At 71.4% G+C, this 20661-nt stretch carries 16 protein-coding genes and 1 pseudogene; 10 read left to right on the top strand and 7 right to left on the bottom strand.

Annotated elements, in window-relative coordinates; translation table 11 throughout:
• Position 1: 1 nt before the first annotated feature.
• Positions 2–1255 (bottom strand): cytochrome P450, encoded by a 1254-nt coding sequence (locus ACIOHC_RS33320; RefSeq protein ID WP_351072787.1) that lies wholly within the window; start codon positions 1253–1255, stop codon positions 2–4.
• Positions 1256–1334: 79 nt separating this feature from the next.
• Here ACIOHC_RS33320 and ACIOHC_RS33315 point away from each other — a divergent pair, with 79 nt between their 5' ends.
• Positions 1335–2162, top strand: a complete 828-nt coding sequence (locus ACIOHC_RS33315; protein WP_351072789.1) for a hypothetical protein — start codon at positions 1335–1337, stop codon at positions 2160–2162.
• 58 nt (positions 2163–2220) lie between these two features.
• Positions 2221–4296, top strand: a complete 2076-nt coding sequence (locus ACIOHC_RS33310; RefSeq protein ID WP_401845217.1) for an MDR family MFS transporter — start codon at positions 2221–2223, stop codon at positions 4294–4296.
• 24 nt (positions 4297–4320) lie between these two features.
• On the opposite strand, the gene ACIOHC_RS33305 is transcribed toward ACIOHC_RS33310, so the two are convergent.
• Complete coding sequence (locus ACIOHC_RS33305) at positions 4321–4776, bottom strand: YchJ family metal-binding protein (protein WP_365689838.1); 456 nt, start codon at positions 4774–4776, stop codon at positions 4321–4323.
• A 29-nt stretch (positions 4777–4805) separates the two neighbouring features.
• A complete protein-coding gene (locus ACIOHC_RS33300; protein ID WP_351072843.1) occupies positions 4806–5030 on the bottom strand; it encodes a helix-turn-helix domain-containing protein in 225 nt (74 codons plus the stop codon).
• 194 nt (positions 5031–5224) lie between these two features.
• Here ACIOHC_RS33300 and ACIOHC_RS33295 point away from each other — a divergent pair.
• A pseudogene (locus tag ACIOHC_RS33295) lies at positions 5225–5388 on the top strand (cupin); the annotation flags it as partial.
• Between the two features lie 29 nt (positions 5389–5417).
• Here the strand turns inward: ACIOHC_RS33295 and ACIOHC_RS33290 are convergent.
• The 3 genes from ACIOHC_RS33290 to ACIOHC_RS33280 form a co-directional block, all read right to left on the bottom strand.
• On the bottom strand, positions 5418–6227 hold the full coding sequence (locus tag ACIOHC_RS33290; protein WP_351072794.1) for an SAM-dependent methyltransferase: 810 nt from the start codon (positions 6225–6227) through the stop codon (positions 5418–5420).
• A 93-nt stretch (positions 6228–6320) separates the two neighbouring features.
• The gene (locus ACIOHC_RS33285; protein ID WP_351072796.1) at positions 6321–6557 is read right to left on the bottom strand and encodes a DUF397 domain-containing protein; all 237 of its coding nucleotides are present in this window, start codon (positions 6555–6557) and stop codon (positions 6321–6323) included.
• Positions 6557–7417, bottom strand: a complete 861-nt coding sequence (locus ACIOHC_RS33280) for a helix-turn-helix transcriptional regulator (RefSeq protein WP_351072798.1) — start codon at positions 7415–7417, stop codon at positions 6557–6559. Before ACIOHC_RS33280 ends, ACIOHC_RS33285 begins: the two co-directional genes overlap by 1 nt.
• Before the next feature lie 207 nt (positions 7418–7624).
• Here ACIOHC_RS33280 and ACIOHC_RS33275 point away from each other — a divergent pair, with 207 nt between their 5' ends.
• The 7 genes from ACIOHC_RS33275 (at position 7625) to ACIOHC_RS33245 (ending at position 19284) form a co-directional block, all read left to right on the top strand.
• Positions 7625–8083 (top strand): ATP-binding protein, encoded by a 459-nt coding sequence (locus ACIOHC_RS33275; protein ID WP_351072800.1) that lies wholly within the window; start codon positions 7625–7627, stop codon positions 8081–8083.
• Positions 8077–8517, top strand: a complete 441-nt coding sequence (locus tag ACIOHC_RS33270; RefSeq protein ID WP_351072801.1) for a hypothetical protein — start codon at positions 8077–8079, stop codon at positions 8515–8517. Before ACIOHC_RS33275 ends, ACIOHC_RS33270 begins: the two co-directional genes overlap by 7 nt.
• A 433-nt stretch (positions 8518–8950) precedes the next feature.
• Positions 8951–12580 (top strand): DUF4132 domain-containing protein, encoded by a 3630-nt coding sequence (locus ACIOHC_RS33265; protein ID WP_401845213.1) that lies wholly within the window; start codon positions 8951–8953, stop codon positions 12578–12580.
• Positions 12577–13713 carry an AAA family ATPase gene (locus tag ACIOHC_RS33260; protein WP_351072805.1) on the top strand — a complete coding sequence of 379 codons (1137 nt, stop codon included), beginning with the start codon at positions 12577–12579 and terminating at the stop codon, positions 13711–13713. Before ACIOHC_RS33265 ends, ACIOHC_RS33260 begins: the two co-directional genes overlap by 4 nt.
• The gene (locus ACIOHC_RS33255) at positions 13713–16061 is read left to right on the top strand and encodes a DUF5682 family protein (protein ID WP_401845210.1); all 2349 of its coding nucleotides are present in this window, start codon (positions 13713–13715) and stop codon (positions 16059–16061) included. Before ACIOHC_RS33260 ends, ACIOHC_RS33255 begins: the two co-directional genes overlap by 1 nt.
• Positions 16058–17263 (top strand): VWA domain-containing protein, encoded by a 1206-nt coding sequence (locus ACIOHC_RS33250; protein WP_351072809.1) that lies wholly within the window; start codon positions 16058–16060, stop codon positions 17261–17263. The genes ACIOHC_RS33255 and ACIOHC_RS33250 overlap by 4 nt, the downstream gene beginning before the upstream one ends.
• Positions 17260–19284, top strand: a complete 2025-nt coding sequence (locus tag ACIOHC_RS33245) for a hypothetical protein (RefSeq protein WP_351072811.1) — start codon at positions 17260–17262, stop codon at positions 19282–19284. Before ACIOHC_RS33250 ends, ACIOHC_RS33245 begins: the two co-directional genes overlap by 4 nt.
• Here ACIOHC_RS33245 and ACIOHC_RS33240 read toward each other — a convergent pair.
• A complete protein-coding gene (locus ACIOHC_RS33240; RefSeq protein ID WP_351072813.1) occupies positions 19266–20612 on the bottom strand; it encodes a 6-phospho-beta-glucosidase in 1347 nt (448 codons plus the stop codon). The two genes, ACIOHC_RS33245 and ACIOHC_RS33240, sit on opposite strands and share 19 nt — an antisense overlap.
• Positions 20613–20661 lie beyond the last annotated feature (49 nt).

The raw sequence follows: 20661 nt of genomic DNA, 5'->3' as shown, positions 1-20661 counted from the left end.
GTCAGCCGGGGACCGGGGCGAACCGTACCGGCAGCGATCGCGGGCCCCGGGTGAAGACGCCCTGCTCGAAGGAGGTGAAACCGTCCGCGAGCCGCAGCTCCCCCAGTGCGTCGAGCAGCTGGTTCACGCCCGTCTCCACCTCTGCCCGAGCCAGCAGCGCGCCCACGCAGAAGTGCCGGCCGAGCGCGAACGCCAGGTGGTCGGCCGCCGCCGAGAACGCGGTGGTGCCGGTCAGATCGGAGCGGAAGATGTCGAAGCGGTCGGGCTCCCTGTAGCGGGACTCGTCGCGGTTGGCGGAACCGATCAGACAGGTGACGGTGGCTCCGGCGGGCACCGTGCCGCCGCTGAGCTCCACCTCGGTCGCCGTCCGGCGCATGATCATATGGACCGGCGGGCTGTGGCGCAGCGTCTCGGCGAAGGCCCTCTCGATGAGGGAGCGGTCCTCCCGTACCGCGGCGAGCTGTTCGGGGTGGGCGAGCAGATTGGCGAAGAGGGAGGCGATGGCCTTGTCGGTGGTCTCGCCGCCCGCCGCGAGCAGCAGACTGCAGAACGCCTTGATGTCCTCGTCGCTCATCCGCACCCCGTCGACCTCGGCGGCGCAGAGTGCGGAGAGCAGATCGTCGCCGGGCGTGTTCCGGCGCTGCCGGATGATCGGGATCATGTACTCGGCGAATTCCCGGCGGGTCCGCTGACCGGCCGCCGCCACCTCCGGGTCGCCCGCGAGATTGCCGAGGAAGGCGATGACGGTGGTGTACCAGCCGTGGAAGCGGTCGTGGTCCGCCCTGTCCAGGCCGAGCATGTCGGCGACGACGAGGACCGGCAAGCGGGTGGCGAACGCGTCGACGAGGTCGGCCTCGCCGGTGTGCCGGAAGGCGTCGATCAGCTCGCGCGCGTTGCGCTCGATGACCGGCAGCACCTTCTCCTGAAGGTACGCGCCCCGGAAGGCAGGGGCGACCAGGGCCCGGCGCACGGCGTGCTCACGGCCGCTGAGCTGGAGGATCGTCCGGCCGTGGACCGGTTCGATCTGCCAGTCGTAGTTCTCGGTGGTGAACTCGCCGGCCCTGTCCTTGAAGATCCGTTCCACGTCCTCGTACCGGGAGACGAGGTAGCTGTTCGTGGCCTCGTGCCGGATCAGCGGGGCGCTCTCGCGCATGATCCGGTAGGCCCCGTAGGGATCGGCGGCGAAGGCGGGAGAGAGAATGTCCGGAACTGGCGACGCTTGCGATGCGGTCGACTCGTACGGGGCTGACGTCATGGCGCTCCAGGGTCGTTGACGGGCAACGCCGTCAAGGTTATTGATCCGCCGTCCGCAGACACACCCCTGGGGGAACACCATGTCCGAGGGCCCGCGCCCGTCCCTGCTCTTCGTCACCGACCTCTCCTACGAGGCTCGTGGCCGCCGCTACTGCGACGAGGACATCCACCTGTCGTCGCGGCTGCGGGAGGAGTTCGATGTCGCGCTGTGTCATCCCCGGGACGCCGCCGCGTTGCTCGACGGCTTCGACATGGTCGTCATACGCAACAGCGGTCCGGTGCTGCACTACCAGGAGGCGTACGACGCGTTCCGCGCGCGGGCGCTGGAGCTGGGCGTACCCGTCTACAACCCGCTGCACGGTCGCGGGGACATGGCCGGCAAGCAGTATCTGGTCGATCTGAGCCGGGCGGGACATCCGGTGATCCCTACGGTGGACAGGGCGGCTGATCTGGGGCTGCTGCCTGCGGCCCCGGAATACGTGGTCAAGCCGAAGCTGGGAGCGGATTCGGTCGGTCTGCGGTTCGTACCGCAGGCCGCACTGCCGGAGAGCGACGACGGCCTGATGCTCGTCCAGCCGCGGATCGACTTCCGGTACGAGGTGTCGTTCTACTTCGTCGACCGGGACTTCCAGTACGCGCTGTACGCGCCGCGTCCGGAGCAGCGGTGGGTGCTGGAGCCGTACGCGCCGAGTGCGGCGGATCTGGAATTCGCGGGCTCGTTCGTGGAGTGGAACAGTCTCGACCACGGCATCCAGCGGGTCGACGCCTGCCGGACCGCGCGGGGTGAGCTGCTGCTCGTCGAGTTGGAAGACCTCAATCCGTATCTCTCGCTGGACCGGGTGGCGGAGCCGGTACGGGAGGCTTTCGTGACCCGGCTGAAGACGTCCCTGCGGGATCTGTCGGCCTGACGACACGTCCGGCCGTCCCCCACATGCGGCGGACGGGGCCCGGTGTGAGGGTGCAAGCGTGACCACTGCCAGCGAGACAGCCCCCGCCGCGCAGAGTGCCGCCGCGCCGTCCGTACTCGATCCGCGCCGCCGGAACATCGTCTTCGCGACGATCGTGCTGGGGCTTCTGCTGGCCGCTCTGGACCAGACGATCGTCGGCACCGCACTGCCGACGATCGTCTCGGATCTGGGCGGCGCCGCCCACATGTCCTGGGTCGTCACGGCCTATCTGCTCGCCGAGACGGTGGCAACGGTCCTGGTGGGCAAGTTCGGCGATCTGTTCGGCCGGAAGATCATCTTTCAGCTGTCCGCGATCATCTTCATCACCGGCTCCTTCCTGTGCGGCCTCGCGACGAATATGACGTTGCTGATCGTCTGGCGAGGGCTGCAGGGCATCGGCGCCGGCGGGCTGATGGTCACCTCGATGGCACTGATCGCCGATGTGATCCCGTTGCGCGAGCGGGGCAAGTACCAGGGTGCGCTGGGTGCCGTCTTCGGGGTGTCGACGGTGATCGGGCCGCTGCTCGGCGGGCTCTTCACCGATCATCTCAGCTGGCGCTGGGCGTTCTACGTCAATGTGCCGATCGCGATCGTCGTGGTCATCGCCGCCGCCCGCACGATTCCGTCGGTGAGGGCCGTGGGGCGGCCCGTGATCGACTATCTGGGCATCGCCCTGGTCACGGTCGGCGCGAGCGCACTGATCCTGGCGACCAGCTGGGGCGGCAACGAGTACGCGTGGGGCTCGCCCGTCATCATCGCTCTCTTCGCGGGCGGCGTCGTGGCGCTGGCGCTCTTCTGCCTGGTGGAGTTCCGGGCGAAGGAACCGATGCTGCCGATGCGGCTGTTCCGCAATCCGGTGTTCACCGTCTGCTCGATCCTGAGCTTCGTCGTGGGATTCGCGATGCTCGGCGCGATGACCTTCCTGCCGACGTATCTGCAGTACGTGGACGGCGACTCGGCGACCCTGTCGGGGGTACGGACGCTGCCGATGGTCGTCGGGCTGCTCGTCGCCTCGGTCTTCAGCGGCAACGTGGTCTCCAAAACGGGCCGGTACCGGATCTTCCCCATCGTGGGCTCGCTGGTCATGGCGGTCGGGCTGTATCTGCTCTCCCGTATGGGCCCGGACAGCGGGGTCTGGCTGGAATCGCTCTACATGCTGGTGCTCGGCGTCGGTATCGGGCTGTCCATGCAGGTGCTGACCATCGCCGTGCAGAACACGGTCGACTACTCGGACCTGGGTACGGCGACGTCGGGCGTGACGTTCTTCCGTACGCTCGGCAGTTCCTTCGGCACCGCGGTCTTCGGCACGATCTACGCCAACGCGCTGAAACCGAATCTGACCGACGGCATCGCCGCGGCGGCTCGGGCGGGCGGCGACCCCGCGGTGCTGGCGAAGGCCGCGCAGAGCCCGCAGGGGCTGCACAGACTGCCCGCCGCGCAGTCCGCGCCGCTGGCCCAGGCGTATGCCGACACGCTGCACACCGTGTTCCTGTGGACGGTGCCGGTCGCGGTCCTGGGGCTCGTCGTGGCGCTCTTCCTGAAGGAGGTGAAGCTGCGGGACACCGCGCGGGTCGGCTCGACGGACATGGGCGAGGGCTTCGCCCAGCCCAGCGCGGGCGACTCGGCCCGGCTCCTGGAATTCTCCGTGGCCAAGATCCTGCGCGGCGCGGGTCCGGACACGGCGCGGCGGATCGTCGCGGAGTCGGACACCCGGCTGGACATGGCGGGGGCCTGGGCGGTGATGCAGGTCGAGCTGTTCACCCGGATGGTCGGTCACGCGGGACTCGGCCTGATCGCGACCCGGCACCGGGTACCGCCGGAGGTGCTGGTCCCGGTCTTCGACCGGATGATCGAGGAGGGCTACCTCACCGGCGACGGCCGCCTGTTCACGCATACGGCCGCCGGGAGCCGGGAGGCCGCGGCGATCGGTGTCGCGTGGGCGCGGTGGCTCAACGAACGCCTGGACGAACACGGGTCACGCCCCGACGACCGGCAACTGCGGGCCGCGGTGGACGTGATCGCCAAACGGCTGCTGGCGGAGGATCTGACGCAGGAGCTCTCGCCGGAGAAGCCCCGGGTCGGGGCCGCTCTCTGAAGAACCCGTCCCCGGCCCACCGGTTCAGTCGACGAAGTCCGCCGTCGAGTACACCCAGGCGCCCCCGGAACGCACGAAGCGGCTCTTCTCGTGGAGGGAGTCCGGCCGCCCGCGGTCCGTGTAGTGCGCGCGGAAGGTGACCGTACCGGTCGTGTGGAACGGGCTGCCGTCCGTCGTCTCCAGGATCTCCAGGCGCACCCATCGCATCCCGGGGTCGAAGTCGACGGCCGGCGGCCGGGTGTCCGGGTGCCAGGTGCGCAGCAGGTACGCCTCGTCCCGGACGACGAACGCGGCGTACCGGGAGCGCATGAGTGCCTCGCAGGTCGGTGCGACGGCGGTCCCGGCGTGCAGGCGACCGCAGCAGTCCCCGTACACGGCTGGCAGGCCGCAGGGGCACGGCGAGTCCGCGGGGAACGCGGACTTCCGTGCGCCGGCGGTGGTGGGCGTGGGCCGTCCCGGTCGTCCGGTGCGTCGTGACATGCCTCCATTGTCACCCGGGGACCGGAGGCTCAGCGGGTCGGGGTGGAGCGGCGACGGTACCCGCCGGGAGTCAGTCCGGTACGGCGGCGGAGCCGGGTCCGCGGGTTCGTCGTCGTGCCCGGCCCGCCGGCACGGGCGACCACGTCGAGGCGCTCCTCGCCGTGCTCCATCATCCGGCAGGCGAGGGTGATCCGGCGTTCGGTCAGCCGGCCGCGCGGGGTCGTGCCGAGTCGGGCGCGGAATCGGCCGTGCAGGGTTGCCGGGCTGACGGCGGCACGGGCCGGCGAGGCCGTTGACGGTGAGTCCGGTGCCGAGGTGCTCCTCGGCCCAGGCCAGGAGCGGGCCGAGCGAGGTGTCGGGGACGTCGGGCAGGGGGTGCTCGACGAACTGGCGTCGGCCGCCGTCGCGGTGGGCGGCGAAGACGGCGGCTCACGGCGCCCGCGATCCCGGCGCCGTGTTCGTCGTGCCGCGCGGGACGTGGCACAGGCCTTCCGCCTCCGGCGATGCCTCGGTGCTGCTCTTCGAGCCCTCCGGTACACCGACGATGGGCGACCGGCACGACGAGGTCCCCGAGCACGTGGACGCGACGAGGGACACGCGCTGGGAAGCTGAACGCGCCGCTGGACCGACGGGGCGGACGGTCAGGGCTTGCGGGCGACGCCCGCGTAGCCCGGGATCGGCTCGTCACCCGGCACCTCGATGACCTCGCCGAGCTCCGGGTGCCAGTCCGCGGAGAGCGCGACACCCGGCTCGACGAGTTCGAGTCCGTCGAAGAATGTGGTGACTTCGGCGTGGGAACGCAGCCGCAGCGTCATCCCGCGCGCCTTGTACATGGCGGATGCCTGCGCCGCGCCCTCGGGATCGAAGTCCCCGGTGGTGTGCGAGAGCACCAGATAGCTGCCGGAGGGGAGCCGTTCGACCAGTCGGTCGACGAGTTCGGCGGCGCCGTCCTCGTCACCCAGGAAGTGCAGCAGGGCCAGCAGCGACAGCGCGATCGGCTTGTCGAAGTCGAGGACCGTGCCGGCCTCTTCCAGGATGACCTCGGGTTTGCGGGCGTCGGCCTGGATGTACTCCGTGGCGCCCTGGGGGGTGGAGCGCAGCAGGGCCGCGGCGTGCGCGAGAACGATCGGGTCGTTGTCGCAGTAGACGACGCGTGATTCGGGGGCGGTCCGCTGGGCGATCTGATGGAGGTTCGGCTCGGTGGGTATACCGGTGCCGATGTCGAGGAACTGGCGGACCCCGTTCTCGGCCAGCCACCGGGTGGCCCGGTGCATGAAGGCCCGGTTGACCCGGGCCATGTCGCGCCCCCTGGCATCGACGGCCAGCAACTGCCGGGCCATCTGTTCGTCGACCGGGTAGTTGTCCTTGCCGCCGAGGAACCAGTCGTACATCCGGGCGGGATGCGGCTTGCTGGTGTCGATCTCGACGGTTCGGGGATCCTGCCCGGTCATAGCACGCTCCATGGGTCCATAGGTCGGCGAACAACAACAGTGTGGGACGGGGGCGGGCTCCGGAAGGGCGGATCCGGCGAGAAGGCCGTGGAATCAGGTGAGGAGGAAATCCGCCTGGCCCGACTTGGCGCCCTGGATGAAGGCGGCGATCTCACCGTGGGAATAGATCAGGGCGGGGCCGTCGGGATCCGCGGACTGGCGCACGGCGACTCTCCCGTCGGACAGCTTCATGGCTTCGACGCAATTGCCTCCGTTTCCGCCGCTCCACGGCTTGTACCAGCCCTCGGAGCCGAGTTCGGCGGCCGGCATGCCGTTGTATATGGGGTCCATCACAGCTCCTTGCGGAAGTCCCGGAGGATTTCCTTCGTGCGTTGTGCAGTTGCGGCCTGAGCCGCCATGCGGTCCATGACTTCGAGGTAGGAGGCCACCTCGGGGCGCGCGTCGAAGTAGACGGCACCGGTCAGGTACTCGCTGTAAACCATGTCGGGAAGTTCGGGGACGCCGAAACGGAAGAGGACGAAGGGGCCGTAGGTTCCCGGGTGGTGTCCGGTCGAGAATTCCGCGACCTGCAGCGTCACATGCGGCATCTCGGTCGCTTCCAGCAGCCGGTCGATCTGCCCCCGCATGGCCTCGACGCTGCCGACCGGGCGGCGCAGCACCGTCTCGTCCATCACCACCCAGAGCTTCGGGGCGTCCGGCCGGGAGAGCAGCGACTGGCGCTGCATCCGCAGCGCCACATGGCGCTCTATGTCCTCGGGCCTGGTCTGGCCCACGGCTCCGGTGCGCATCACCGAGCGCGCGTAGTCCTCGGTCTGCAGCAGACCGGGGACGAAATGCGGCTCGTACATGCGCAGGAGGCTGGCGGCGCCCTCCAGACTGACGTACATGCTGAACCAGTCGGGCAGCACATCGTGGTAGCGCTGCCACCAGCCCGGCTTGTTCGCCTCCTCGGCGAGCTCCACGAACGCGTCGGCCTCGTCGTCGGCGATCCCGTACGCCTTCAGCAACAGCTGGACATAGGGAATCTTGAGAGCGACCTCGGCGGTCTCCATCCTGCGTATCGTCGCAGGTGCGACCCGCAACACCTTCGCAGACTGGTCACGGCTCAGGCCGACCCGCTCCCGCAGATCCTGCAGGCGCTTGCCGAGAACGACCTGACCCACGGTCGGGGCGGACCGCGGTTCGCTCACTTCAGACCTCCCGATGCGCTGTTTGCCAGCAGTGTGCCATGCGCGGGGCTCCCAAGACACAGTCACTCTGAAATTTTCAGAGTGCCCCTTGCCAAGTGTTCTCGACAGGGGGAGAGTTGGTGAGTGAACCAGTTCACTTAGTCACGACCGTGCTCGTTCGCGTGAGATCGCGGATTGTGACGCAGCCCCCACTGTGAGGAATCGGTTGTGGCACCTGGCAGTGCGCTTATCCCCCGGCACATGGATCTCAGCCCCGGGACGGAAGCGCTCCGGTACTGCTTCGCGCTGCCGGCGCACCCCGAATCGGTGGCCGGTGCACGGCGACTGACACGAGCCCGGCTCGACGAGTGGCGGCTGGACGAGGACACGCACGAGGCGGCCATCCTGATCGTCTCGGAACTGGTCACCAACGCAGTGGTGCACACCATGAGCGCTCGCGTCGTGTGCGAGCTGCACTGCCTCGACAGAAGGCTGCGCATAGCGGTGCAGGACCAGGGACACCAGCCCGGCGGACCGCGGCTCTGCCGCACCTCGGACGACGAGCACGGACGCGGCCTGCTGCTCGTCGACGCGATGAGCAGTTCCTGGGGTTCCCGCGACGCGGGCAACGGCTCGGGCCGCATCGTCTGGGCGGAACTGCCGCACGGCTCGGAGCGGTCATGCTGAAGAACGCGATGTCCCATCTGCTCGGAGCGCGCCGCTCCCGGCAGCCCCTGGGTGCCACCGACACGGGCACGGTGCGACTGCCGCTGCCGCCCGCCCTGTCGGCGAGCCTGGGCTGCGACGCGGTGGGCGTGCCCTCCCGGTACGGCTTCCGACTGATGTCTCATCTGCCACGTACCGGTTGCGTCTTCGCGGACGCCGACCGCTGGTGGTGGATCGTGCCGGCGGGTTCCGATCTCGATCTGGACTGGCCCGCGCAGGCCGCCTACGCGAAGGGGGCCTTCGTTCCTGCCGTACGGCCCCGGCTCATCCACCAGCCCGACAGCCGCACGCCGTACACTCCGCCCATCCCGCTCTTCCTGATGGTGTGCCAGGTGACCGGTGTGACGCCGTCGTGGGCACCGTCCGGCGACGCGCGCGCCGTCTCCGCTCCCTGACACGACCGGGCGAGGGGGCCGGGATTCCCTCAGGAATCACCGCTCCCTGCCCCGCTCACGACACGTCGGCGTCGACGGACGAGGTGGCGGCCGGCCGGATCATCGCCCTACTCGACGTCACCGATCCGGAATCCCTGCCTCCGGACAGTCGGCTTCTCGACCTGCCGGGCGCCTTCCTGACACCGCATCCGGCGGGCTAAGGGCTGGAACGGCTCGGGAGAGCGGCGGTGGACGAGGTGGAACGGCTGGTCCCGGGGCCGTCCCTCGCTCGTCCCCTGCCCCGGGGAATAGCTCTCGCACAGCGGCCGACCTGCTCTTTCTCTCTCCGGGCATCCTGGTCACGCTGCGTTGTCAGTGGTCCGTTCTACTGTGGCACCACTGATCGAAAAGCCCGCCGCAGCGCGGGCTGTCCGGGTGTGAAGGGGGCGGGACCGTGCGCCGTTGGGAGTACGTCGAGGGCAGTGCGTCGAAGTTCTGGGAGACCGAGGCCGAGGGCGTGGTGGTGACGGTGCGCTACGGGCGGTGCGGGAGCGACGGGCGTACGCGGACGAAGGAGTATGCGTCGGCCGAGGCCGCGTCGGCGCAGGTCCGCACATCGATCGCGGAGAAGGAGAAGAAGGGGTACCGCGAGGTGGCGGCCTCGGCTTCGGGCGCCGCAGAGGCTGTAGCGGCGGCGGGCACGGCTCCGGGAGCGGCCCCTTCGACGCCGCCCGAGGCCGAGGCCCTTGTCCTGCCCGACGAGGACACCTTCGTGCTCCCCGCCAACTGGCGGCGAACGCTCCACCCTCGGCGCGGCGGCGTGCACCGGGGGTCCGGCAGGGCGCGCCGGGAGGCGCTCGACAAGGTCGCGGACCGGATCGCCGAAGAGGCCACCTGGATCCAGGAGTTCGTGGAGGCGCCGCGCTCGGATGCCGGGCTGTCCGACCACCTGCGGTCGCATGTGGCCGGAAGTCCCTCGCCGGTGGGGGCGGCCGCTCTGGCGGCGGTCGTCGGGCTCCATCCCGTGCCCGACTCCGCGTGGGCGGACCACTGGTGCGAGCGTTACGGTCTGCCGTTCGCCGCGCGGGCCGCGGTCGAGCTGTTCTCGGTCGAAGCCAACTGGCAGCAGAGCGGCAGCCGACGGAGCGACCCCTGGCTGGAGACGCTGGCAGGGCCGCGCCACGCGTACTGGGCGAGGGATCGCCGACCGGCGATTGACCGGGTCCGCGCGCTGCTCGCCGCGGCCGACGAAGAGACGTACCTGCAGACGGTCGAAGTGCTGGCCGGATGCCGCACCGATGCCCTGCGCAAGATCATCGTCTCTTATCTGGTACCGAGTGAGACCGACTGGGTCGAGGACCTCTGCGCGGATCCCGGAGTGGGCGCGGAACGGGACCACACCCTGCTCGCCATGGTGTTCAGCTCTCTGAACTCGGCCGCCCAGATGGAGCGCTTCCCCCACCGGCCGGACTTCACCGACGGCGTCGCGTTCATCGCGACGGTCGCCGAGGGCATCGGACCGGCCATCGCCACCCCGCTGGCCGAATCCCTCGACGGCAACCACTACTACTCCGACAGGGTGAAGCTCGCCGCCAACTCCCTGGTGGAGCTTCCCACCGACGAGGCGTTCCTCGGTCTGCTGGCCCATGCGGACTCGAAGCATGTCCGTCCCGCTCTCCTCGACGCCATGCGCCGCTACCCGGTACGTGCGGTGCGGCTCCTGACCGCCGAGCTGCACGGCGCTTCGACCACGTCGTCCGCTCGGACGCTGCAACTGCTCCGCGGTCACATCGGCGCCCACCAGGACCTGGTCTCGCTCGCACTCGAAGGCCTGGACGCCGAGGTCGTGGAGGTCGTCGAGCCCCTGCTCAACCCAGAGGATCTGATCGCCGACGCGCCCGTCGACACCCTGCCCGCCGTGCTGACGACGCCGCCGTGGTCCCGGCCCCGCACCACGGTGAAGGAAGTGGTCGTGACGGGTCCTGCCGCCGTGTCCGAGCCCTCGCTGGAGTGGCTGCCCGAGGAGCGGGCCGCATGGGCGGCCACCTCCTCCTGGTACGCGGCCGCCCACGGCCGCGACGACTGGGGGAAGGACACCGCGGCCCTGCGCCACGAAGTGAGCATGGGCGATCTGCGACCGGCCCGGATCTTCGTCCACGGGCCCGAGGAGGTGGTCGCCCCGCTGCTGCCCGCCTGGGATCCGACCGACCTGTGGGACGGCCTGGACACCCTCAAGCCGGTCGTCGCACGGTTCGGCCTCGCCGCGTTGCCGCTGCTGTTGCGTGTCGTGCCCCGCCAGCCCAGCGCGCTCGCCCCGCTGCTGCTCCCGTTCGTCGACGTGCAGGTCGCCCGGCACATGGCGGACTGGTCGGTACGGCTCAAGTCCACCGCGACGACGGCTCGTTCCTGGTTCACCCGGCACGGTGTCGCGGCCGCCCCGCTCCTGGTCCCGGACGCCGTGGGCAGGAAGGGCGCCGCGCGGCGCGCCGCCGAGCAGGCACTGACGCTGATCGCCACGGTGCACGGCGACACCGTGGTGCGCGATGCCGCGCGGGTGTACGGGGCCCGGACGGAGGCCGCGGTGGAGGTGCTGCTGTCCGTGGACCCGCTGGAGCGGGGGCTGCCGGCCAGGATGCCGGTACTGCCGGGCTGGGCGGAGCCTGCCATGTTGCCCCCGATCGTGGTCCGGTCCGGCGGCGCGCTGCCGGCGCAGTCGGTGCGCCATGTCCTGACGATGCTGGCGCTGTCGAAGCCCGGCGAGGTGTACCCGGGCGTCGCCCGACTCGTGGAGACGGCCGATGCCGCCTCGCTCGCCGGTTTCGCCTGGGCCCTGTTCGAGCAGTGGCAGCTGGCCAATCTACCGGCGAAGGAATCGTGGGCGCTGCACGCGCTGGGACTGCTGGGCGACGACGGGACGGTCCGCCGGCTCACCCCCGTGATCCGGTCCTGGCCCGGTCAAGGCGCGCACCACCGGGCCGTGGAGGGACTCGATGTACTCGCGTCCATCGGCACCGATGTCGCTCTCCTGCATCTGCACGGCATCTCGCAGCGGGTGAGGTTCAAGGCGCTGAAGGCACGGGCCCAGGAGAAGATCGCCGAGGTCGCCGCGGGGCTGGGGCTGACCGGGGAGCAGCTCTCCGACCGTCTGGTTCCTGACCTCGGCCTCGACGAGGACGGTTCGACGGTCGTGGACTACGGCACCCGTTCGTTCACGGTCGGCTTCGACGAGCAGTTGCGGCCCTATGTGCTGGACGGTGACGGCAAGCGTCGCAAGGATGTGCCGCAGCCGGGCGTCCGGGACGACGCGGAGCTCGCCCCGGCCGAGCGCAGGCGATTCATGGCGCTCAAGAAGGACGTCCGGACGATCGCCTCCGACCAGGTGCGCAGGCTGGAGGCCGCGATGGTGTCCGGACGTCCCTGGACTGCCCAGGAGTTCGGGGAATTGTTCGTCGGTCATCCGCTGCTCTGGCATCTGGTGCGCCGGCTGGTGTGGCTCAGCGAGGCCGACGACGGTGTGCGCACCGCCTTCCGGGTCGCCGAGGACCGTACGTTCGCCGACGCCCAGGACGATGCCTTCGCCCTGGCCGACGACGCGACCGTGCGGCTCGCGCACCCGCTGGATCTCGGGGACGAACTGACCGTCTGGTCGGAGGTGTTCGCCGACTACGAGATCCTGCAGCCGTTCGCGCAGCTGGGGCGCGCCGTGTACGAGCTGTCCGAGGAGGAGGGCGCGGGATACCGGCTCACCCGGTTCGAGGGGCTCAAGGTACCGACCGGAAAGGTCCTCGGGCTGCAGCGGCGCGGCTGGGAGCGCGGGGCACCGCAGGACGCCGGAGTGGAACGCTGGATCTCCAAGCGGCTGGCCGACGACTGTCATCTGGTGATCGCGCTGCACGAGGGCATCGCGGTCGGGGTGGTCGACATGTTCCCCGACCAGGTCCTCGAAACGGTCTGGCTCGACGCCCGGCCCAATGATCACTGGGCCGGCCACACCCACCCGCACCGATTCACCGATCTGGACACGGTGACCGTGTCCGAGCTCCTCGCCGACCTGGAGGAACTCACCGAGGGCGTCGCCTCATGACCGTACGGAACGAAACACGTGCCGGGACGCCGGACGGCGGCCCGGCCGCGGTGCAGCGGCCACCGGCCGAGGTGCGGTACGCCGAGGAGCTGGCCGCGCTGCGGTCCGACGACCGCGATCCGCGACCGCCGGGCTGGGAGCTGAGCCTGCGCGCGGCCCGCCGTTTCATCATCGGCGACGCGGATGCGGGGATCAGCCGGAAGTTCGTCGGCAACCCCTCGCTGGTGGACCGGGCGCTGGTGACACTGGCGACGAGCCGCGGGCTGATGCTGGTCGGGGAGCCGGGCACCGCCAAGTCGCTGCTCTCCGAACTGATCGCGGCCGCCGTCAGCGGCGACTCGACGCTGACGGTGCAGGGCGGCGCGGCCACCACCGAGGACCAGATCAAGTACGGCTGGAACTACGCGCTGCTGGTCGCCGAAGGGCCCTCCACCCGGTCGCTGGTCCCGGCGCCGATGCTGCGTGGCATGGCCGAGGGCAGGCTCGTACGGTTCGAGGAGATCACCCGCTGCCCGCTGGAGGTGCAGGACTCGCTGCTGTCGCTGCTCTCCGAACGGGTGGTGGCCATCCCCGAGCTCGCCGGACCGGACGGCATGGTCTTCGCACGGCAGGGCTTCAACGTCATCGCCACGGCCAACACCCGCGACCGGGGAGTCAACGAGATGAGCGCGGCGCTCAAGCGGCGGTTCAATTTCGAGACGGTGTTCCCGATCCCCGACCTGGACACCGAACTGGCGCTCGTCGAGGCGGAGGTGACGACCCTGCTGCGCCGATCGGGGGTGGAACCGCCGCCGGACCGGGATGTGCTGGAGGTCCTGGTCGGTACGTTCCGGGAGCTCCGCGCGGGGGCCGGTGAGAAGGGCGGGCCAGGTGGCGGCTCGGGCGTTCCTTCGGCGGTGATGAGCACCGCGGAGGCGGTCTCGGTCGCCCATGCCGTGGGCGTGCGCGGCTGGTTCCTGCGCGGCGAGCCGGGCAGTGCCGCCGATGTCGTGGCCTGTCTGGCCGGGACGGCGGCGAAGGACAGCCCGGAGGACCTGGCCCGGCTGCGCCGCTATCTGGAGCAGCAGGTGCCGCGTCGTCGGGGTCCGGCATGGCAGGCCCTGTACGACGCACGCCATCTGCTGGCCGACTGATGACGGCGGTGTTCCTGGGGGTGCGTCACCACTCCCCCGCCTGCGCACGGCTCGTCGAGCGGACCGTCGAGGAGCTTCGGCCGGCCCACGTACTGATCGAGGGTCCGGCCGAGATGAACGGACGGCTGGACGAGCTGCTGCTCGGCCACGAACTGCCGGTCGCGGTGTTCAGTCACTACCGCGACGGAGAACGGGCCGCGACCTCCTGGGCGCCGCTCTGCGACTACTCGCCGGAGTGGGTCGCCCTGCGGGCGGGGCGTGCTGCCGGTGCCGAGGTCCGCTTCATCGATCTGCCCGCCTGGCATCCGGCATTCGCCGAGCGCACCAACCGCTATGCCGACGCGGAGGTCCGCTACGCGGAGGCGACGGAACGGCTGTGCCGGCATTTCTCGGTGGATTCCTCCGACGCGCTCTGGGACCGGCTGTTCGAGGTCGAGCCCGACAACGGTCTCGCGGAACGGCTCGACGCCTACTTCGCTCTGGTGCGCGGCGACGCGGAGGCCGACGCGGGCGACCGGGCGCGCGAGACGTACATGGCGGCGTGGGTGCGGACGGCGGTCGCCGCGGCCGGGGACCGGCCGGTGCTGGTGGTGACCGGCGGTTTCCACCAGCCCGCGCTCCGTGCGCTCACCGCGTCCGGTGGCGAGGCCGACGACGGCTGGGGGCGGGATGCCGACGGGTGGCCGGAGGTGCCCGCCCCACCGGTCGGGGCCCTGGCGGGGAGTTTTCTCGTGCCGTACTCCTTCCGACAGCTGGACGCCTTTGCCGGCTACCAGTCGGGGATGCCGTCGCCGGGCTACTACCAGGAGGTGTGGGAAGCGGGCCCCGAGGCCGCGGCGGGCGGTCTGCTGCGCACGGTCGTCGAACGGCTGCGGGCGCGTGGGTTCCCGGTGTCCACCGCCGACCTGATCGCCGCGCGAAGCCTGGCGCAGGGACTCACGGCGCTGCGCGGCCACTCGCGTCCCGCCAGGATCGATGTGCTGGACGGTCTCGCGGGCGCGCTGATCACGGACGACCTGGACCACCCGCTCCCGTGGACGGGTCGGGGCGTACTGCCGGGCGGAGCCCATCCCGCCGTGGTCGAGATGGTGGCCGCCTGCAGCGGCGACCGTACCGGGCGCCTCGCCCCCGGCACCCCCGCGCCGCCGTTGGTTCACGACGTGGCGGCTCAGCTCGCCGGGCAGGCGCTGGACGGTGGTCCCGGGACCTCGTACCGCCTCGAACTCACCGATGTCGCGGAGCTGGAGCGCAGCCGGGTGCTGCACCGGCTGCGGGTGTCGGGGGTTCCCGGTCACGTGAGGACGTCGGGACCCCGGCACGGAATCGATCCGGTCTTCACCGAACGATGGGAGTCGCAGTCCGCCCCGGGGCGCGAGGCGGCACTGATGGAGGCGGGGGCGTACGGCGCGACCCTGGCGCAGGCCGCGGCGGCCGCGCTCGCCGAGCGGACCCGGGACGCGACCGCCGGGGCCGATGGCCTGGCGCGGGCGCTGTTCGACGCCGTGCTGTGCGGGATGGACGGGTACTCCGAGCAGCTCCTCGGAGAACTCGCTTCCCGGGTGGGCGGGTTGAAGAACGTCGGCGCACTCGGGGAGATCCTCTCCACAGCCCTGGGGCTGTGGCGGCACGACCGGGTGTTCGGGGTGGCGCACGGCCCGCTGCTCGCCGCGGTGATCGGCGGGACAACGACGCGACTGCTGTGGCTTCTGGAGGGGACACGCGGTGGGCGGGGCGTGGACTTCCCTCGTCTGCGGGCCGTGGCCGCGGCGCGGGACGCGGTGCTCCACGCGCCTCGGGTGCTCTCCGTCCCGCCGGAGACGGTGTGCGCGATCGCATGGCGGATCAGCGGCGACCCGGAGGCGCCGATCGATCTGCGCGGGGCCGCGTTCGGACTGCACCGGGCCCTGACGCGCGACCAGGGCACCTCCGGGGATCCGGCGGAGGCGGTGCGTCCGGTGGCGAAGGCCGGCGCGGATGCGCTCGGCGACTGGCTGGCCGGGCTGTTCGCGCTCGCCCGCGACGAGGTGACGGGCACCGTGGGAGACGGGCACGGGCACGGGCACGGTGGCGCGGAGTCGCTGATCGATGTGCTGGACAGGCTGGTGTGTGCGCTGCCCGACGATGCGTTCCTGTCGGGTCTGCCCGCGCTGCGTCAGGCCTTCGCGTTCTTCCCGCCGCGCGAGCGCGAGCGGATCGCCGGTCGGCTGTTGGAACGGCGCGGGGTGCGCGGCTCCTCGCGTTCCCTGCTGCGGACCGCCGCGGACCCGCTGCTGATCGCCCGTGCCCGTGATCTGGAGGAGTCCGTGTCGCGGCTGCTGGCCCGTTATGACCTGGGAGCAACCCCATGACCCTGCCCGAACACGTACCCGGTCCGGCGCACGCGCCCGGGAAGGTCCGCGACACCGGGCCCGAAGCCGCTCCCGACGAGGGGCTGGAGCGCTGGCGGCTGGTCCTCGGCTCCGCCGCCGAACGGCACACCGGACCGCTGGGGCCGGGCAACGCGGGCCGGGACGCCGCACTCGACTGGCTCTACGGTCGCGACCCCGACCTCGCCCGACGCGGCGTGCGCCGCTCCGGTACCGCCCCGCGCAACGGTGGTGACGGTCCGTCCCCCGTGACCGCGGTCGACTGGCTCGACGACGTCCACCGGCTCTTCCCGAAGGAGACCGTCGAGCGCCTGGAGCGGGACGCCGTCGAGCGGTACGGCATCCAGGAGATCGTGACCGACCCCGCCGTACTGGAACGGGTCGAGCCCAGCCCGACACTGCTGCGGGCCGTGCTGCGTACCAAGCACCTGATGAACCCGCAGGTGCTGCGGCTGGCCCGGCGCATCGTCGACTCGGTGGTGAGACAACTCCTGGCCAGGCTCCGGCCGGAGATCCGCCGTGCCTTCCACGGCACCCGCTCCCGCAGGCCCAGCCGGGTGGCGGTGGCGAGGGACTTCGACTTCCGGCAGACCGTACGGGCCAACCTCGCCCATTACCAGCCGGCCGAACGACGTCTTCTCATCGAGCGCGCCCACTTCCACTCCCGTACGCAGCGCCATGTGACGCAGTGGCAGCTGATCCTGCTGGTCGACCAGTCGGGTTCGATGGCCGGATCGGTCATCCACTCCGCGGTGACCGCCGCGTGTCTGTGGGACCTGCCCGGTCTCAAGACGCACCTGATCGCCTTCGACACCCAGGTGGTGGACCTGACCTCCGAGGTGACCGACCCGGTCGAGCTGCTGATGCGGGTGCAACTGGGCGGCGGCACCGACATCGCGCGGGCCGTGGAGTACGGCGCGGGCCTGGTGGAGAATCCGCGGCGCACCATCGTCGCGCTGGTCACCGACTTCTACGAGGGCGGTGACCCCTATCGGCTGCTGCGCACGGTGCGGGCGCTGGTGGAGCAGGGCAGCACCGTGCTGGGGCTGGCCGCGCTCGACGAGGACGCCAACCCCGACTACGACCGTCAGCTGGCCGGGCGGCTCGCCACGGCCGGGGCGCACATCGGGGCGATGACACCGGGTCACCTCGCCGAGTTCGTCGCCGAGAGGCTGGGCCGATGACCGGGACGCCGGGCGGCGTCACACGCCCCGACCTGCTCGCCCTGACCCCGGACACGCTCGCGGCACTGGCCAACCGGGGACTGGTCAAGCGAGCCACGAAGGAATTGGACACGGGCACGGTGCCCGCTCTCACCACGGACCCGGACGCCACGGTGCGGGCCCGCTTCGACGACGGCACCACCACCTCGCTGTCGCCCGGAACCGGCCTGGACGACGGCGACTGCAGTTGTGCCGCACCGGGCGTGTGCCGCCATCTCATCGCCCTGGTGCTGGCCTATCAGCGCGGCGACGGGGTCGCGTCGGCCGGTGCCGCTCCCTTCACCGACTGGTCCCCGGGCGCCACCGACGACGTGGCCCTCGCGGAAGCCGTGGGTGCGCGTCCGCTCGCGTCGGCCCGCCGTACCTTCGAGCGGGGTTACGCCGCCCTGGTGCACCGCCCGTCCCCGGAGCACCCCGAACCCCGGGTCGAACTCCCCACCTGCACAGTGCGCTTCCCGGTCCCCGACGAAATCGCGTACGCGCTGACGGACGCGGCCGCCACGCTGCGCGGCGAGGCGGTGGCGCTCGCTGTCTGGGCGTTCCGCGCCGCCGACGCGGCGGGCGGCGACGGGCGCTCCGTCCCCGTCCAGGTCGGCGGGCGCACCACGACACGGCCGACGGCCGGACCCGCACTCGACGCGGCCGTCGAGCTGGCGGACGAACTGCTGGCGGAGGGCGTGGCCCATGTCGGCCCCGTCCTCGGCGGGTCCCTGGCACGGGCCGGTGCCGGGCTGGCCGCCGCGTCGATGCACTGGCCGGCGGGCACGATCGCGGAGTTGACGGACCAGCTCACGGCGTACGCCGACCGCAACGCCCACTACCGCCCGGAGCTGGTCGCCACCCTGCTCACCGAAGTGCATGCCCGGCGGCGGGCCGCCGCGCTCCCCGGCGTGCTGGGCACCCGCGAGGCCGGCGACACCCCGTTGCGCCGGGTCCGGCTCGTCTCGCTCGGCTGCCGCGTGCACGGCACGCCGCAGTCCCTCGTCTCCGAGGTGTATTTCGCCCATCCCGGCGCGGGCACCGTCCTCGTCCTCCGCAAGGCCTGGACGGCGGCCGAGGGCCAGGAACTGAGCGGCCACCGGTTGTCCACGCGACGCGTGCTCGCCACACCGCTGGGTTCACTGGCCGCCGGCAGCCTGGTCAGCGAGAGCGTACGGCGCACGGCGAGCCGTGCGCTGACGATCTCCCGCGGCCGGCTCGGCACGACGACCATCACCCCCGTCGGTGCCGCCTGGGCAGAGCTGCCGGAACCCTTGCTCGTGCGGGACCTGTCCGCGCTGACCGCGGACTGGGAAGGAAGGCCGCCCCGATTGATCCGCCCGCGGATCGAGGCGGAGTCGGTCCATGTCGTCGCACTGTCGACGGTGGAGAGCGTCGGTTACGACCCCGCCGAGCAGCGCCTCGAAGCCGTCGTGCGCGACGCCTCGGGGACCCCCGCGCTGGTGACGTCGCGGTACCGGCCGGAGTGCCCAGGCGCGTTGGACGCCCTGGCCGACGCGCTGGAGGGCGGCGCCACACATGTCAGTGGCGCGGTGCACCGCTTCGGCGGGGGGATCGGGATAGACCCGGTGGCGGTGCGCACCCCGTCCGGAGTGGTCGTGCCCGATCTCGCCGCCGGTGACGGTTCGGCGGCCCTGACAGTGGCGGTGCGCCGCCCGCCCGATCCGCTGTCCGCGGCGCTGGACGAGGCGATGTCCGCCATGTCGGCCGTGCCGCACTCCGGGCTGCGCCATCTGACGGCCCCTGCCCGCTCCCGTATCGACGAGGCGGCGACGGCACTCTCGCGCTCCGGTCTGACCCGTGCGGCAACGTTGTTGCGCGTCTTCCTCGACACCCTGGACGGCGAAGCCGCGCTGGACGGGGAAGGCCTCGCCGCCCCTTCCGGCGCCTGGCTCGACGCCCAGCTCCACCTCCTGGTCAGCAGCGAAGTGCGGTCCTCCCGGCCCGACTTCACGAACGGCCCTCAGGCCCGGTTCAGATAGGCGAGGCCGGGATGCACCTTCAGGTACCCGTCGAGGAGACGTCCGGCCACCGTCACGGAGTCGACCAGTGGGTGGAGCGCGAAGGCCTTCACGGCGGTGGCGCGCGAGCCGCTTTCCGCCGCGTCCAGCACCGCGCGTTCGACGGCCTTGACCGCGGTGACCAGTCCGACGGCATGGTACGGAAGGGGGTCGACGGCGACGGGTCGGGCGCCGTTGGCGTCGACCAGGCACGGCACCTCGATGACGGCGTCCGTGTCGAGCACGGAAAGCGTCGTGCGGTTACGGACGTTGAGGATGAGCGAGGTCCGTTCGTTCCGGGCCACGGCCCGCATGAGGGCGAGCGCCACCTTCTCGTAGCCACCGGATTCCAGATCGCTCTCGTCGCGCTCGCCGACCCCGGCGACCTCCCGGTTCTCCGACATGTAGGTGGCTTCGCGTTCGGCGCGGGTGCGGTCCCAGGACTGCAGGGCGGGCGCGGCCGGGTCCTTCATCCGGGTGTAGAAACCCTCCTGCTGCTCGCGGAGGAAGGCACCGCGGGTCTGCTCGGCCTCCTGGTAGGCGCGTACGGCTTCCCGGTTGAAGTAGTAGTAGTGCAGGTACTCGTTGGGGATGGCGCCCAGCGACCGCAGCCAGTCGGCTCCGAAGAGCCGGCCTTCCTCGAAGGAGCCGAGCAGGGCCGGGTCCGCCAGCAGGCGCGGGAGTTCGTCCCGGCCGTCGACGTGCAGTGCGCGGACCCAGCCCAGGTGGTTGAGGCCCACGTAGTCGATCCGGGCCCGGTCGGGGTCGGCGCCCAGCACTCCGGCGATACGGCGGCCGAGGCCCACGGGGGAGTCGCAGATGCCGATGACCCGGTCGCCCAGGTGGCGGGACATGGCCTCGGTGACCAGGCCGGCCGGGTTGGTGAAGTTGATGACCCAGGCCCGCGGGGCGAGCCGGGCGATGCGCTGTGCGAGGTCGACGGCGACGGGTACGGTGCGCAGCCCGTACGCGATGCCGCCCGCCCCGACCGTCTCCTGGCCGAGCACACCTTCGTCGAGGGCGACCCGTTCGTCGGCGGCCCGGCCTCCGAGACCTCCGACGCGGATCGCCGAGAAGACGAAGTCGGCGCCGCGCAGTGCCTCGTCGAGCTCGGTGGTGGCGGTGACGGCGGGGGCGTCCGGCACGTTCTCGGCCTGTTCGCCCAGCACCCGGGCGACGGCGGTGAGCCGGTCCGCGTCGGTGTCGTAGAGGGTGACCGCGGACACGCGGCCCTCGGCGTGATCGGCGAGCAGTGCTCCGTACACGAGGGGAACCCGGAATCCGCCGCCGCCCAGAATTGTCAGCTTCACGCTTCCGCATGGTACGGGGACGGGCCGGGACGGGTCCGAGCGACTCCGC

It is taken from the genome of Streptomyces sp. NPDC088252 (assembly GCF_044740965.1).
In the GTDB taxonomy this organism is placed as follows: Bacteria; Actinomycetota; Actinomycetes; order Streptomycetales; family Streptomycetaceae; genus Streptomyces.
This window is presented reverse-complemented; position numbering and strand designations above follow the sequence as displayed.